This window comes from Bacillus sp. 22190 (genome assembly GCF_052045575.1).
Classification (GTDB): Bacteria; Bacillota; Bacilli; order Bacillales; family Bacillaceae; genus Bacillus; species Bacillus altitudinis.
The window spans coordinates 170442-184925 of sequence record NZ_JBQEPF010000006.1 but is presented as its reverse complement, the minus strand read 5'-3'; the positions used below and the strand labels follow the sequence as shown (position 1 = coordinate 184925).

At 41.3% G+C, this 14484-nt stretch carries 17 protein-coding genes; 16 read left to right on the top strand and 1 reads right to left on the bottom strand.

The window, feature by feature from the left end; translation table 11 throughout:
• Positions 1 to 10: 10 nt before the first annotated feature.
• The 9 genes from aroA (at position 11) to ypjB (ending at position 7686) form a co-directional block, all read left to right on the top strand.
• Positions 11 to 1297 carry a 3-phosphoshikimate 1-carboxyvinyltransferase gene (gene aroA / locus ACTJKA_RS10805; RefSeq protein ID WP_017359749.1) on the top strand — a complete coding sequence of 429 codons (1287 nt, stop codon included), beginning with the start codon at positions 11 to 13 and terminating at the stop codon, positions 1295 to 1297.
• Between the two features lie 289 nt (positions 1298 to 1586).
• A complete protein-coding gene (locus ACTJKA_RS10800) occupies positions 1587 to 2858 on the top strand; it encodes a tetratricopeptide repeat protein (protein WP_035391664.1) in 1272 nt (423 codons plus the stop codon).
• 75 nt (positions 2859 to 2933) lie between these two features.
• Positions 2934 to 3473 (top strand): ReoY family proteolytic degradation factor, encoded by a 540-nt coding sequence (locus ACTJKA_RS10795; RefSeq protein WP_008344562.1) that lies wholly within the window; start codon positions 2934 to 2936, stop codon positions 3471 to 3473.
• Between the two features lie 61 nt (positions 3474 to 3534).
• On the top strand, positions 3535 to 3981 hold the full coding sequence (locus ACTJKA_RS10790; protein ID WP_007500913.1) for a YpiF family protein: 447 nt from the start codon (positions 3535 to 3537) through the stop codon (positions 3979 to 3981).
• Positions 3982 to 4125: 144 nt separating this feature from the next.
• A complete protein-coding gene (locus ACTJKA_RS10785) occupies positions 4126 to 4632 on the top strand; it encodes a ubiquinol-cytochrome c reductase iron-sulfur subunit (protein WP_007500911.1) in 507 nt (168 codons plus the stop codon).
• 2 nt (positions 4633 to 4634) lie between these two features.
• Positions 4635 to 5309 (top strand): menaquinol-cytochrome c reductase cytochrome b subunit, encoded by a 675-nt coding sequence (qcrB, locus tag ACTJKA_RS10780; RefSeq protein WP_003215804.1) that lies wholly within the window; start codon positions 4635 to 4637, stop codon positions 5307 to 5309.
• Between the two features lie 41 nt (positions 5310 to 5350).
• Positions 5351 to 6118: a menaquinol-cytochrome c reductase cytochrome b/c subunit gene (locus ACTJKA_RS10775; RefSeq protein ID WP_008344567.1), complete on the top strand. Its 768-nt coding sequence runs from the start codon at positions 5351 to 5353 to the stop codon at positions 6116 to 6118.
• Positions 6119 to 6220: 102 nt separating this feature from the next.
• The gene (locus tag ACTJKA_RS10770) at positions 6221 to 6814 is read left to right on the top strand and encodes a DUF1405 domain-containing protein (RefSeq protein ID WP_017359746.1); all 594 of its coding nucleotides are present in this window, start codon (positions 6221 to 6223) and stop codon (positions 6812 to 6814) included.
• Positions 6815 to 6879: 65 nt separating this feature from the next.
• Entirely contained in the window at positions 6880 to 7686 is an 807-nt protein-coding gene (gene ypjB / locus ACTJKA_RS10765; protein WP_008344572.1) for a sporulation protein YpjB, read from the top strand.
• Between the two features lie 30 nt (positions 7687 to 7716).
• On the opposite strand, the gene ACTJKA_RS10760 is transcribed toward ypjB, so the two are convergent.
• On the bottom strand, positions 7717 to 8589 hold the full coding sequence (locus tag ACTJKA_RS10760) for a YitT family protein (RefSeq protein ID WP_003215598.1): 873 nt from the start codon (positions 8587 to 8589) through the stop codon (positions 7717 to 7719).
• A 137-nt stretch (positions 8590 to 8726) separates the two neighbouring features.
• On the opposite strand from ACTJKA_RS10760, the gene ACTJKA_RS10755 reads away from it, so the two are divergent.
• Genes ACTJKA_RS10755 through ACTJKA_RS10725 form a run of 7 tightly spaced genes read left to right on the top strand, consistent with a single transcriptional unit; the run spans position 8727 to position 14298 of the window.
• Positions 8727 to 9062: a nucleotide pyrophosphohydrolase gene (locus tag ACTJKA_RS10755; protein ID WP_008344575.1), complete on the top strand. Its 336-nt coding sequence runs from the start codon at positions 8727 to 8729 to the stop codon at positions 9060 to 9062.
• A 5-nt stretch (positions 9063 to 9067) separates the two neighbouring features.
• Positions 9068 to 9871 (top strand): 4-hydroxy-tetrahydrodipicolinate reductase, encoded by an 804-nt coding sequence (dapB, locus tag ACTJKA_RS10750; protein ID WP_017359745.1) that lies wholly within the window; start codon positions 9068 to 9070, stop codon positions 9869 to 9871.
• Between the two features lie 17 nt (positions 9872 to 9888).
• Positions 9889 to 10308, top strand: a complete 420-nt coding sequence (gene mgsA, locus ACTJKA_RS10745) for a methylglyoxal synthase (RefSeq protein WP_008344580.1) — start codon at positions 9889 to 9891, stop codon at positions 10306 to 10308.
• Positions 10295 to 10999 (top strand): bacillithiol biosynthesis deacetylase BshB1, encoded by a 705-nt coding sequence (bshB1, locus tag ACTJKA_RS10740; protein WP_017367496.1) that lies wholly within the window; start codon positions 10295 to 10297, stop codon positions 10997 to 10999. Before mgsA ends, bshB1 begins: the two co-directional genes overlap by 14 nt.
• A 2-nt stretch (positions 11000 to 11001) precedes the next feature.
• Positions 11002 to 12147 (top strand): N-acetyl-alpha-D-glucosaminyl L-malate synthase BshA, encoded by a 1146-nt coding sequence (gene bshA, locus ACTJKA_RS10735; protein WP_440607759.1) that lies wholly within the window; start codon positions 11002 to 11004, stop codon positions 12145 to 12147.
• Positions 12140 to 13342, top strand: coding sequence for a CCA tRNA nucleotidyltransferase (locus ACTJKA_RS10730; protein ID WP_440607758.1), 1203 nt, complete (start codon positions 12140 to 12142; stop codon positions 13340 to 13342). Before bshA ends, ACTJKA_RS10730 begins: the two co-directional genes overlap by 8 nt.
• Positions 13315 to 14298, top strand: a complete 984-nt coding sequence (locus ACTJKA_RS10725; RefSeq protein ID WP_025207537.1) for a bifunctional biotin--[acetyl-CoA-carboxylase] synthetase/biotin operon repressor — start codon at positions 13315 to 13317, stop codon at positions 14296 to 14298. Before ACTJKA_RS10730 ends, ACTJKA_RS10725 begins: the two co-directional genes overlap by 28 nt.
• Positions 14299 to 14484 lie beyond the last annotated feature (186 nt).

Genomic DNA, 14484 nt, shown 5'->3' with positions numbered 1-14484 from the left:
GGTGAGGAAGATGAAAATTCATAAAAGTGCTCCTATGAATGGAGAAATTCATATTCCAGGAGATAAATCCATTTCTCATAGATCTGTGATGTTTGGCGCTATTGCTGACGGGACTACAGTAGTAAAAAACTTTCTTCCTGGCGCTGATTGTTTAAGCACGATTGATTGTTTTAGAAAAATGGGTGTCGACATCGAACAAAAAGGTACAGATGTTGTCATTCATGGTAAGGGACTAAAAGGACTTAAAGAGCCGAGTGATATTCTCGATGTCGGTAACTCTGGCACGACTATTCGTTTAATGATGGGAATCTTGGCTGGCTGTGAGTTCCACAGTACGCTGATCGGAGACGAAAGTATTGCCAAAAGACCGATGAAACGGGTAACAGGTCCGCTAAGACAATTAGGAGCCAAGATAGATGGCAGAGCAAGTGGCGAGTATACACCGCTTTCTATACGTGGGGGCAATTTAAAAGCTATCTCTTATGAGTCTCCGGTTGCAAGTGCGCAAATTAAATCGGCTGTCCTTTTAGCTGGACTGCAGGCAGAAGGAACAACGACGTTAACTGAACCGCATAAATCAAGAGACCATACCGAAAGAATGTTATCAATGTTTGGTGTCTCGCTACATGAAGATGCACAAAGTGTTTCAATTGAAGGTGGACAAACGTTAAAAGCAACAGATGTATTTGTCCCTGGAGATATTTCTTCAGCTGCATTTTTCTTAGTGGCTGGATCTATCGTTCCAAACAGCCGGATTGTATTGAGAAATGTCGGTTTGAACAAAACGAGAACTGGTATTATAGATGTGCTAAAACAAATGGGTGCAGACCTCGACATTCAAGAAGTGGATGCTAAAGGCGGAGAACCGTACGGTGATTTAACGATCTCTACCTCTTCATTAAAAGGGATCGACATTTCAGGTGATATGATCTCTAGACTGATCGACGAAATTCCTATTATTGCGCTCCTAGCTACTCAAGCAGAAGGAACAACGATCATTAAAGATGCCGCTGAATTAAAAGTGAAAGAAACCAATCGTATTGATACAGTCGTTTCAGAACTTAAAAAACTAGGTGCTCATATTGAAGCAACAGATGATGGAATGAAGATTCATGGTAAAACGAGCCTTAAAGGCGGCGCAGTCGTCTCAAGCTACGGAGATCATCGAATTGGTATGATGTTAGGAATTGCGGCATGTATAACAGAGCAAGCAATCGAGATTGAAGATACAGATGCAGTACGTGTATCTTACCCAAATTTCTTTGAACACATTGAATACTTAACGCAAACAGTCTGAGGATTTCCTCAGGCTTTTTCTTTCCTTTTGCATATTTGAAAGAACTATAGCATAGCTTGTCTCAAGGTGAAACCTTGAAAAAGAGCATTTTGCTGATTCAAAAACAATTTTTTAGTGTATTCGGTTTACAAATCGTCAGTTTAGTAAAGTATTGATTGAAAAAGAGTCTTCAAAACACAAAAATGGCTTCATGTTAAAAGAGCAACATATTTGCTGGATATGCAGCTGTCGATTATGATATGAAGTAACAACAGTTTAGGTTTTTGGAAACAGAAAGGAACGGTTTGATTTGAATAGTTCATTACAAGAAGCCATAAAATTAGTTGAGGCGGGTGAGACTGAAAAGGGACTCCAAACACTTGCTCAAGCAGAGAAGCATCTTCATGATGAAGAAAAAGCGCAGGCAGCTCAGTTATATTATGACTGGGGAGATATTGATAAAGCGCGGAATCTCATTAGTGATTTACATGATTTATATCCAGAAGAAACAGGATTAACCTGTTTTTATGCAGAGTTGTTAATAGACTCTGATGAAGAAGAGAAGGCAATAGCAGTTCTTGAAACGATTCCTGAAGATGACGATGCGTTTCCAGAGAGTTTATTGTTAATGGCAGATTTGTATCAAATGCAAGGACTATTTGAAGTCAGTGAACAAAAGCTTTTAAAAGCGAAAGAGTTACTACCTCATGAAGCCGTCATTGATTTTGCTTTAGGGGAATTGTATTTTTCTCAAGGTCTTTCAAAGAAAGCAGCCGACTATTTCTACAAAGTGGCCGATCAACAAAATGAAATTGGCGGTGTCAATGTATATCAGCGGCTCGCTGAATCATTAAGCACAGCTGGAGAATTTGAAGATGCCCTTGAATGGTATGAAAAGGCTGTAAAGGATCAAGTGGATCCAAATACACTTTTTGGCTACGGATTTACAGCGATGAGGGCTGGCAGAACGAAAACGGCTATTCAGCAGCTCTCTGAACTAAAAGATATTGATCCTTCGTATTCGTCACTTTATATGCCTTTAGCCAAAAGCTATGAGGAAGAAGGACTATATCATGAAGCTTTAGAGATAGTAAAAGAAGGAATTAAAGTGGATGAGTATAACAAAGAGTTATATTTATATGGGGCAAAGATTGATTTGAAAAATGGCCATTCGGAAGATGCGAAAAAATTGCTTCAAGAAGCACTTGCTCTTGATCCAGGATATATTGAAGCGGTTCAAACGCTGCTTGCGATCTATTTAAATGAAGAGCTGTTTGATGAAATTCTGGATGTGATTAAAGAGGTTAAAAGCTTTGGGGAAGAAGATCCAAAATGGAATTGGTATGCTGCTTCTGCTTCTGTCGGACGAGAAGAATACGATGAAGCCGCTGAGTATTTCAAACTTGCTCTGCCTGATTTTGATGAGGAACGTGACTTTTTATATGAATATGCTTCGTTCCTTTTAGAAGAAGGCAGACAAAAAGAAGCCTTGCCGTTATTACGAAAAGTTCTTCAGAAAGATGGCACCAATGAAGAAATTGAAGAAACGATTTTAAGAATTGAAGACGAAATTTCCTTATAGTTTGCAGGAATGAAGAACTGGTTTGTTGAATAATTCATGTATAGCAATTTAATTTACGATAGAGGAGGGAATAACATGCAGACCCCTGTTTCTGTCAATGAAAAGAAGGAATTTATCCGGTGGTTCTTAAACCATTATCAGTTAAAGCGAAGAGAGTGTGTTTGGATATTAAATTATTTAATGAGTCACGACTCTTTGATGGAAAAGGTTCATTTTGTAGAGCAAGCAGAATTTTGCCCAAGGGGAATTATTATGTCAACACACTGTGTGGATGAAGTTCCCTTTAGATTTTATAAAGAAAATATCATGACGACAGATGCAGAAAAATCATTTCATGATATTCGTTTGAATAAACAGCAAGATTTGTTTATTCAATTGAATTTCCGATCTGCATATCGTTCGCCGGAATATGCCGCTGTACTTGAAACAAATCCTCATATTCCTAAAGATCTATATGAAAATGAAAAAGATAAAGATCTTGCTGAGAAAGTGCTAGAGCATTCTATCGCTACTTTCCAAAAAGAACGGCTGATGAAAGAAATCGATGAAGCGCTTGACCGTCATGATCAAGAAACATTTAATAAGTTAGCAAAAGAATTAAGCCTATTATCATAAACCAAGCCAATAAGCCTTGCCCTATACAGGCAGGGCTTATGTGATGAAAGAGGGGAACTAGATGAAGTTTCAGGCGGAGGACGCGGATCTCTTTTTACAATCTAAAGATTACATTGATACCGCTATCATTCCATTAGTTGGGATAGATGCAAGCCATATCAAACAAACCGTGTCTTTAGGTGAGTTTACAATGCTTGTGGCAGAGGATCTTGAAAGGCAACTGAAAGGCAGAGTGTTTCTTTTTCCTCCACATACATATTTAGAAGTAAATCATCGTAAGCAAGAAGACATACTTGCAGTAAAACAATCATTGCAAGAACATTTTCAGCATGTTGTGTTTATCACATCTGATAACAAATGGAAAGAACAGCTAGAAGTGAGCGAATCGGCATTTATATTGCAGTCTGTTCCGCTTGAGCATTTAAAGGTCAATTTAAAGCAAAAAGTCATTCAAGACAGTGTAGAACAAATTTTGAACTTTTTGTTACAAAAATGGAACCCTTCATAAAAACCCTTACATTTGCATTGTACATAGCTTTTTAGGCTGTTGACCTTGTGAATAGATTGATATATTATGAGGGTGTCCTAGTTTTATGAAATTTTTTCTAATTCAGTTATAAAGTAGCTGACGACCTGAGGGGGGGAGAAAAAAATGAGCGAGAAGAGACATGGAGTGTCCAGGCGTCAATTTTTGAATTACACGTTGACCGGCGTGGGGGGATTTATGGCCGCTGGAATGCTCATGCCTATGGTTCGCTTTGCGCTTGACCCTGTGCTAAAAGGAACAGAGGATCAGGATATGGTTCAAGTTGTCAGTGTAGATGAACTGACAAAAGAACCGAAGCGCTTTGACTTTAAAATTGATCAAGTAGATGCATGGTATGAGTCAAAGGAATCTAGGTCTGCATGGGTGTACAAAGAAGGGGATGAAATTGTCGCTTTATCGCCAATCTGTAAACATTTGGGATGTACAGTGAACTGGAACAGTGATCCGAAAAATCCAAACAAATTTTTCTGCCCTTGCCATTATGGGCTGTACGACAAGGATGGTACAAACGTACCCGGAACTCCACCGCTTGCACCGCTTGATCATTATAAGCAGCAAGTGAAGGACGGATACCTCTATCTTGGAAAAGCTGTGCCGAAAGGGGAAGGGTAACGATGCTTAACAAGATTTACGATTGGGTAGATGAGCGGCTGGACATCACACCGATATGGAGAGACATTGCGGATCATGAAGTGCCTGAGCACGTCAATCCAGCACATCATTTCTCTGCTTTTGTGTATTGTTTTGGCGGTTTAACGTTTTTTGTGACGGTCATTCAAGTCCTTTCGGGCATGTTTTTAACGATGTATTATGTACCGGATATTAAAAATGCATGGGAATCTGTCTATTATTTGCAAAATGAAGTGGCATTTGGACAGATTGTAAGAGGGATGCACCACTGGGGTGCGAGTCTAGTCATTGTTATGATGTTTTTACATACGCTGAGGGTCTTTTTCCAAGGGGCGTATAAAAAGCCTAGAGAGCTAAACTGGATTGTCGGTGTGCTCATTTTCTTTGTGATGCTTGGACTTGGTTTTACAGGATATCTTTTACCGTGGGATATGAAGGCGCTATTTGCGACGAAGGTTGGTCTTCAAATTGCAGAGGCGACACCTTTCATTGGGAAAGAGATTAAAACGTTGCTTGCAGGTCATCCTGACATTGTAGGTGCACAAACGCTGACGAGATTTTTCGCTATCCATGTCTTTTTCTTGCCAGCGGCATTATTTGGGCTGATGGCTGCCCACTTTATTATGATTCGTAAGCAAGGAATTTCTGGACCGCTGTAAAATTTTGCGTTTGATGAATGTTCAATGAGGAGGGGATGACTTTGCATAGGGGAAAAGGGATGAAGTTTGTCGGAGATTCCAGAATACCGGCAGAAAGAAAACCTAACATACCTAAAGACTATTCCGAATATCCGGGAAAAACCGAAGCCTTTTGGCCGAACTTTCTTTTAAAGGAATGGCTTGTAGGTGCTGTTTTTTTAATTGGATTTCTTGTCCTAACTGTTGTTCATGCACCTCCGCTTGAGCGGATGGCTGATCCGACAGATACGGGCTATATTCCGCTGCCAGACTGGTATTTCCTATTTTTGTACCAGTTGTTAAAATATGAGTTTGCTGCAGGGAGCTATACGGTAGTTGGCGCAATGATTATGCCTGGAATTGCGTTTGGTGCTCTTTTACTCGCACCATTTCTTGATTCTGGTCCTGAACGCAGGCCATATCGAAGACCAATTGCAGTTGGGATGATGATTCTTGCAGTTGGTGCAGCAACCTATTTAACATGGGAATCTGTTGCTACTCATGACTGGGAAGCAGCTGCGAAGCAAGGTGAAATCAAGAAAGAAGCAGAGATTGATACCTCAGCTGAAGAGTATAAAATCTATCAAGAGCAGACATGTATCTCCTGTCACGGAGATAATATGCAAGGCGGGGCAGCTGGACCGTCACTTGTTGACAATGGTTTAGCACCAGAGGAAATTGCGAAAATCGCTGTAGAAGGTAAAGGCAACATGCCTAAGGGCATTTTTAAAGGCAGCGATGAAGAACTTGAAAAGCTCTCGAAATATTTATCTGAGGTCAAATCTAAATAATTCAGTTGTTTAAATGCAAGTACAAGGATATACTCAAAAGGAGAAAAAAGCTGGCGCTGTCAGCTTTTTTCTGATTTTAACAGATCGTGAGTGAAGAGAAATATGAGATGGATTCAATATTTGCTAGCCACACGCTACATGCTTGTGCTGGTGCTCATTGTCAACTTTCTTGGTACTGTGTACGGCTACTACTGGTATATCCCGCAGCTCGTTGAGACGCCGGCTATCTTTTTACCTTTTGTTCCAGACAGTCCGACGGCAAGCTTTTTCTTTTTATTTGTATTACTAGCCTTTCTAATGAAACGCCATGCTCCTTATTTTGAAGCACTGGCCCTTGTCACCTTGATCAAATATGGATTATGGGCTGTAGGGATGAATCTTTTCGTGCTCGTTTCTGTTGATGATTTTCCTTGGGAAGGATATATGCTAATTGGTTCGCACTTTGCGATGGCGGTACAGGCTGTGTTATTTGCGCCGTATTATCGTTTTCAAATGCGTCATTTGGTTGTAGCAGGCATATGGATTTTACATAATGATGTGATTGATTATGTATTTGGAATGATGCCGCGTTATTCTATGCTTTCTGCCTATTCAAATGAGATCGGCTACGTGACGTTTTGGTTAAGTATTGCCGTTCTTCTTGTTTCGTATTATCTTGTCATCTCGAAAAAATCGGTCAAGCTTGAACTCCCTTAACAATGTTGGTCTAACCTTGTCCTTTTCTTCATACGCTGTATGGAGAAAGGCTAGGAGGGACTTGCATGAAACGAAAGTCAATCGCGATGATTCTATTATTATTTCTTGTCTTGCATCCAGCTGCTGCAAAAGGTGAGGAAACAACAGCTGCTAAAGCGCTGCAAGAATTAACGGAACTATCAGATTCAATCTTTCAATTAACGAGACAAGCTAAATATGATGAGGCATTACAAGTTGCATTGTATGCTGAAAAGACATTTAAAGCTGAGAATTGGCGCGGAACTTTGACGAATACGCAGGTTCGGCAAATTACACTTGGCTATCAAGATATCATTAAAGGACTCCCGCAGGAAGACTTAAATGAGCGCGAAAAACTTCGGTATGCCTCTCAGTTTAGAATGCTTCTCGATGCGATACAATCAAATTCAGAACCTCTTTGGGGATCTCTCGAGAAGCCGATTATGGGGTCTTTTCCGACATTAAAGAAAGAAGTAAAAGATCCAGAATCGACGACGTTCTATGAAACTTGGAATGAGCTGGTTTCATTGTATGATATGATTTATCCGAGTTTAACCATTGATATCTCGCCTGAAAAGCTGCAAACGATTAAGCAGCACATGGAAGTAATTGAACAAGGTGAATTTTTAAAAGCATCGAGTGGGACAAAGCTTGAGCGTCTCACGAAACTCGAAGAGGATTTATCAAGTGTGTTTGCGAACGTTGATCAAGATGAAGCGGATCCATCGCTTTTATGGGTCATTTTAACAACAGGAAGTATGATTTTACTCACTTTAACGTATGTTGGGTTTAGGAAATACCGTGCTGAAAAAGAAAAAAAGCAAAAGAGACAAGCCGATTATCCAAAGTCATAAAAAAAGAAGCACCGTTATCGGGCTTCTTTTTTAATGGGGATTGAGCGGCTTTTTATGTTCATCTAATGTGAAGCCTTCACCAAGTACGTCATGCACGTCACTCACTGATACAAAGGCATGAGGATCGACGGAAGTTACGACGCTCTTGAGGTGGACAAGCTCATTTTTTGGAACGACGCAGTAAAGGACGTTGCGTTCCTGTTTCGTATAGGAGCCGACACCCTTTAAAATGGTCACTCCACGCTCCATTTCCTCTGTGATTTTCTTTTGAATGATGTCATCCTTTTCAGAAATAATCATCGCTCCTTTGGCAGCGTAAGCGCCTTCTTGCATGAAGTCGATGACTTTTGCAGCAACAAATACGGCAACAAGTGTATACATGGCTTCTTTGTAATTTAAATAGGTGAGAGAGATGGTAATGACGCACGCGTCGAAGATAAACATCGTTCTTCCCATTGCGACTTGATAATGTTTGTTGATCAATCTTGCAATAATGTCAACGCCGCCTGTTGTCCCGCCGAATTTAAAGATGATTCCGAGGCCTGTTCCGATAAACACACCTGCAAAAAGTGCGGCTAAGGCTAAATCGTGCTGAAGAGGCATATGTATTTGAAAGCGCTGGAAGATGGCTAGAAAGACAGAAAGACTGACGGTTCCGACAATTGTATATGTAAACATGGTTCTTCCAAGCATTTTCCAGCCGATAAAAAAGATCGGAATGTTTAACACAAGGTTTGAAATAGATGGATCAATGTGAAATAGAAAATATAAAAGCAGTGTGATACCTGTAAATCCGCCTTCCGCCAAGTTGTTCTGCATATTAAAATGAACAAGGCCGAAAGAAAAAATCGCAGATCCTATTAAAATAAATACGATATTTTTAAGACGAATTTCTTTTAGCAAAAGATCACTCCTTTTTTTGCTTAGACAGCGATAATATTATATGGTATGGAAGAGAAACAAGCAAACTGAGTTTTAAACATTTGTCAAATATTTATGATTTCGCTAACATGTAAGAGATGGATAGGAGGATGAGCTTCATGACGAATGAAAAAACGCTGCGTCACGTGCAGCAAGAAGTAGATGATTACATAGGACAATTTAAAGAAGGCTATTTCAGCCCGCTTGCCATGATGGCCCGTCTGACAGAAGAATTAGGTGAGCTGGCAAGAGAGGTTAACCATTACTATGGAGAAAAGCCGAAAAAAACAACTGAAACAGAAAAAAGCATGGAAGAAGAAATTGGCGATGTGCTGTTTGTGTTAACATGCCTTGCCAATTCACTCAATATATCACTTGAAGAAGCCCATGATCGTGTGATGCATAAATTCAATACAAGAGACAAAGATCGCTGGACGAAAAAAGAAGGGAAGTAGAGAAGATGACGAATCAAACCATCAAAGTCGTAATCGCTGGAGCAAGAGGAAGAATGGGGATAGAGGCTGTCAAGCTTGCAGAAGAAACAAGCCATTTTGAACTGGTAGCAGCACTTGATCACACACATGAGGGGAAAAAGCTATCTGATGTGCTTCATACAACATCTGATGCGCCCATTTATACGGATATTGACGTGTGTCTTTCAGAAACAGCACCGGATGTATTAATTGATTTGACGACCCCAGAAATCGGGAAAGTACATACAAAAAAAGCCCTTGAACATGGCGTACGTCCAGTTGTAGGCACAACAGGTTTTTCAGAAGACGACCTAAAAGAACTTCAGCAATTAACAGAAGAAAAAGGGATAGGCTGTATTATTGCGCCTAACTTTGCTGTTGGTGCTGTTTTAATGATGAAGTTTGCCAAAATGGCAGCAAATTATTTTCCTGATGTTGAAATCATTGAGCTTCATCATGATAAAAAATTGGACGCTCCGAGCGGTACAGGACTAAAAACAGCTGAAATGATCGCAGAAGTAAGAGAAAGCAAAAAGCAGGGGCACCCTGAAGAAAAAGAACTAATCGAAGGTGCACGAGGAGCAGATTATGATGGCATCCGCCTTCACAGCGTAAGACTTCCAGGCATGATTGCACATCAAGAAGTGCTGTTTGGAATGGACGGACAGACGCTCACGATCCGTCATGATTCTTATAACCGTGCATCCTTTATGTCAGGTGTGAAGCTTTCTGTTGAACAGGTGATGCATATTGATCAACTCGTTTATGGCTTAGAAAATATTATCGACTAATAAGGAGTGGATCCCTGATGAACATTGCTTTAATCGCTCACGATAAGAAAAAAAGTGACATGATTCAATTCGCCATTGCGTATCGAGATCTTTTGGCAGATCATACACTTTATGCAACAGGAACCACAGGTTTAAGAGTGAAAGAAGCGACTGGGCTTCCCGTTCATCGTTTCCAATCAGGACCACTTGGAGGGGATCAGCAGATTGGTGCCATGATTGCTGATAATGCAATGGATCTTGTGCTCTTTTTTAGAGACCCTCTCACTGCACAGCCGCATGAACCGGATGTATCTGCACTCATCCGGCTTTGCGATGTGTATGCCATCCCATTAGCAACCAATATGGGGACTGCCGAAATTTTAGTCAGGAATTTAAATAAAGGTACGTTTGATTTTCGAGATGTAGCAAAAAACGGAGGAACGCATGAAACCACTTGATATCCTTGCATTCGGTGCCCATAGTGATGATGTAGAGATCGGTATGGGTGGAACGATTGCAAAATACGTAAAAAAAGGGGCACGTGTTGGGATTTGTGACTTGACTCAGGCTGAATTATCTTCAAATGGAACGATTGACAGCCGAAAAGAAGAGGCCAGAGCAGCCGCTGCCATTTTAGGCGTCACGACTCGAATCCAGCTCACGCTGCCAGATAGAGGACTTTATCTGAATGACGAAGCGATAAAAGAAATTGCAGGTGTCATCCGAACATATAAACCAAAACTTATTTTTGCCCCGCACCACCAAGATCGACATCCTGATCATGGTCATGCGGGTTCACTTGTAGAAGAGGCCGCTTTTTCTGCAGGTATACATAAATTTGAAGATTCATACAAGCAGCCAGCGCATAAAATAAGCCAGATGTATTATTACATGATTAATGGCCACCATCGTCCAGATTTTGTGATCGATATCTCAGACGAGATGAACCAAAAAATTGATAGCTTACATGCGTATAAAAGCCAATTTGTCAAAACAGAGAGTTCAGTGGAGACACCGCTTGTAAATGGTTATATTGATTTTGTCAAAATGAGAGAGTCGATGTATGGAAGGGAAGTCAATAAACCTTTTGCAGAAGGGTTTCTGACAAAGAAGCCACTTTTGATGGACGATGACTTACTTGGGGGGTAATTATGAAAAAATTGAAGATCGGAATCACTTGTTATCCGAGTGTTGGCGGTTCGGGCATTATTGCCACAGAGCTTGGAAAACGTTTAGCTGAAAAAGGGCACGATGTTCATTTCATTACCTCAAGTATTCCGTTTAGACTCAATAAAGTGTATCCGAATATTTATTTTCATGAGGTGGATGTCAATCAATATGCTGTGTTTCAATATCCGCCTTATGACCTTGCACTGGCAAGTAAACTCGCAGAAGTGGCAAAACGAGAGAAGCTTGATATTATTCATGCGCATTATGCGGTCCCTCACGCCGTCTGTGCGTTCTTAGCTAAGCAAATGACTGGACAGTCTGTCAAAGTCGTCACCACGCTTCACGGGACGGATATTACGGTTTTAGGCTATGACCCATCTTTAAAGGAAGTCATCCGGTTTGCGATCGAATCATCTGACCGCGTAACGGCTGTATCACATTCATTAGCTGCGCAGACATACGATCTGATTAAACCGAATAAAAAAATTGATACGATCCATAATTTCGTCGATGAGCGCGTATATTTGCGTGAAGATCACGAAGTGCTGAAGACGCATTATGGTCTTCTGCAGGATGAGAAGGTCGTCATCCATGTATCAAATTTCCGTAAAGTGAAGCGGGTGCATGACGTGATCCATGTGTTTAAACAGATTTATGAACAGGTGAATGCAAAACTGCTACTGATTGGGGACGGACCTGAAAAATCGGTTGTTTGCGAGCTTGTGAAAAAGCTTGGATTAACGGACCGCGTGTTATTTTTAGGAAAGCAAGAGAAAGTGGAGGAGCTCTATTCGATTAGTGATTTGAAGCTGCTGCTTTCTGAGAAAGAGAGTTTTGGTCTTGTACTACTTGAAGCAATGGCATGCGGAGTACCTTGTATAGGAACAGACGTTGGAGGAATTCCAGAGGTGATTGCACATGGAGAGACAGGATTCCTTGTTCCGCTTGGTGATGTAGATGGAGCAGCAAAACATGCCATCACTATTCTGAAAGACAATGCGCTCCATCAGCAAATATCGATGGCAGCCCAGTCTAGTGTGGAAGCCAATTTCTCTTCTGACAAAATTGTGAGAGAGTATGAAGAGCTTTACTTAGAATTGATCGAAGGTGATGTTGAAGATGAATGAACCATTCACACATGCGATCCCTATTTTACATACACTGCACGAACATGGGTATCAAGCTTATTTTGTCGGCGGTGCGGTGAGAGATGTCCTTTTAGGCAGGGAAGTTGGGGATATCGATATTGCGACAGATGCCACACCTGATGTGGTGGAGTCTTTATTTGATAAAACAGTAGATGTCGGCAAAGAGCATGGCACTGTTATTGTTTTACTTGACGGGGTCAGCTATGAGGTCACTACGTTTCGGACTGAATCAGGATATGAAGACTTTCGCCGGCCTAAAGAAGTGGCGTTTATTTCATCACTAAAAGAAGATCTTTTAAGAAGAGATTTAACGATCAATGCAGTAGCCATGGATATTCATGGTGACATCATTGACCATGTAGGCGGCAAGCGGGATATTAAGCGAAGACGAATTCAAACGGTTGGAGATCCTGCGTGCCGCTTTCAAGAAGACGCGCTTCGGATGATGAGAGCGGTGCGGTTTTTAAGCCAGCTCGGGTTTGAGCTTTCTAAAGAGACGGAAGAAGCAATGAAAAAAGATAAACATCTGCTTGCCAACATCTCTGTTGAACGCAAAAAAATCGAAATGGAAAAACTTTTAAAAGGCCGCTACTGTGAGCAAGCCATCAAGGTGCTCATCTCCACCAAATTGTATGAAGAATTGCCCGGCCTCAAAAAGGATCAGCTGAATGAAACGTTCCAAGCTTTCCCGTATTATTTATTGGATGGGTTAGATGAGGTGTGGGGAGCCTTTATCCATTTACTTGGTCTAGATGAGGCGGAGGCGGTGTCCTTTTTAAAAGAATGGAAGTTATCAACGAAACTTTTAAAAGAAGCCGTTGCTATTAGCAAATATGTTGATTGTGACTGGGATGCGGAAAAAATGTTTGAAGCTGGTGAACATGTCCTGCTTTCTAGTATGAAAATCACGCAGCTCAAACATGAGCGTCGCATTTTCTTTGATGAGCTGGAGGCGGCGAAACGTTCATATGATGCGCTGCCGATTAAACAGCTTCAAGACCTTGCAGTGTCAGGAAAAGATTTGATGGCCTTTCGGCAAAAGCCAGCTGGTAAATGGATTGCAGAAGAGCTTGCTTCTGTGAAAAAAGCCGTTTTGCAAAACCAGCTTGAAAACCGAAAAGAAGCCATAGAGGAGTGGCTCATAGCGTGCGATCAGCGATTAGAAAACGATTAATTGAACTATTTACAGCATCTGAGCAAGATTTTGTCTCAAGCCAGCAAATATGTGATGAGCTTGGCTGCTCCCGAACGGCGGTATGGAAGCATATAGAGGATTTGCGAAAAGAGGGATATGAGGTCGAAGCGGTCAGAAGAAAAGGATACCGGCTGCTTCGTAAACCGGACAAAATTAGTGAAGACGAAATTCTGTTTGGTTTGGAAACAGAGCTGTTTGGCCGGCATATTTACTTTCAAGAAGAAGTCGCCTCAACTCAGCTCATTGCCCATGACTTCGTCAATAAAGGAGCCCCGCACGGCTCGCTTGTTGTCAGTGATCATCAGACAAACGGAAAAGGCCGCCTTCAAAGAACGTGGCATTCACCAAATGGGACAGGCATTTGGATGAGTTTGATTCTCCGGCCGGAAATACCGCTGCACAAAGCGCCGCAAATGACGCTTTTAGCATCTGTCGCGATCGCTGAAGCCATAGCGCAGCAAACGGGTCTCAGTCCATCAATCAAATGGCCAAACGATATTTTGCTAAACGGAAAAAAGGTCGTTGGTATTTTGACTGAATTAAAAGCAGAAGCTGACCAAGTTCACGCAGTCATTATTGGTCCAGGCATTAACGTGAATCAGACGGCTAATGATTTTCCTGAAGAATTAAAGGATGTTGCGACGAGTTTGCAAATGGAACTGGGTGAAAAGGTAGACAGAGCGGCATTGATTCAAACCATCATGTCCACCTTTGAAAAAAGGTATGATGAATATATGACTTATGGTTTTGCTCCGATCAAACAATTATGGGAATCGTATGCGATGACCATTGGAAAACGTATCATCGCACGCACCGTCAATGGACAATATGCTGGAACGGCGCTTGGGATTAACGATGAAGGCGTTCTCTTACTCGAAACGGAGGGCGGAATCCAAAACATCTACTCCGCTGACATTGAGATCAAGTCAACTTAAGTGGAACACCCGGCACATTTTTGATATACTTCGTGTGGGCAGTATCTGAAAAAGAACTGTACCTGTTAGGAAGAAAAATTCGATAAATTTCTGCCTTGATCCTAAGGGACTTGGACAGAGGGATGATTCGTCTGCACATGAGAGATAAAAGCGTGTGAGATCAGACAAGCCATCTCCTCTCCAGAA

Excerpts from the sequence above, each read along its gene's own strand:
- bshB1 (WP_017367496.1), top strand. The coding sequence starts at position 10,295 with ATGAAACCACTTGATATCCTTGCATTCGGTGCCCATAGTGATGATGTA.
- ACTJKA_RS10755 (WP_008344575.1), top strand. The coding sequence starts at position 8,727 with ATGACGAATGAAAAAACGCTGCGTCACGTGCAGCAAGAAGTAGATGAT.
- bshA (WP_440607759.1), top strand. The coding sequence starts at position 11,002 with ATGAAAAAATTGAAGATCGGAATCACTTGTTATCCGAGTGTTGGCGGT.
- ACTJKA_RS10795 (WP_008344562.1), top strand. The coding sequence starts at position 2,934 with ATGCAGACCCCTGTTTCTGTCAATGAAAAGAAGGAATTTATCCGGTGG.
- mgsA (WP_008344580.1), top strand. The coding sequence starts at position 9,889 with ATGAACATTGCTTTAATCGCTCACGATAAGAAAAAAAGTGACATGATT.
- aroA (WP_017359749.1), top strand. The coding sequence starts at position 11 with ATGAAAATTCATAAAAGTGCTCCTATGAATGGAGAAATTCATATTCCA.
- qcrB (WP_003215804.1), top strand. The coding sequence starts at position 4,635 with ATGCTTAACAAGATTTACGATTGGGTAGATGAGCGGCTGGACATCACA.
- ACTJKA_RS10770 (WP_017359746.1), top strand. The coding sequence starts at position 6,221 with ATGAGATGGATTCAATATTTGCTAGCCACACGCTACATGCTTGTGCTG.
- ypjB (WP_008344572.1), top strand. The coding sequence starts at position 6,880 with ATGAAACGAAAGTCAATCGCGATGATTCTATTATTATTTCTTGTCTTG.
- ACTJKA_RS10785 (WP_007500911.1), top strand. The coding sequence starts at position 4,126 with ATGAGCGAGAAGAGACATGGAGTGTCCAGGCGTCAATTTTTGAATTAC.
- ACTJKA_RS10730 (WP_440607758.1), top strand. The coding sequence starts at position 12,140 with ATGAATGAACCATTCACACATGCGATCCCTATTTTACATACACTGCAC.
- dapB (WP_017359745.1), top strand. The coding sequence starts at position 9,068 with ATGACGAATCAAACCATCAAAGTCGTAATCGCTGGAGCAAGAGGAAGA.
- ACTJKA_RS10790 (WP_007500913.1), top strand. The coding sequence starts at position 3,535 with ATGAAGTTTCAGGCGGAGGACGCGGATCTCTTTTTACAATCTAAAGAT.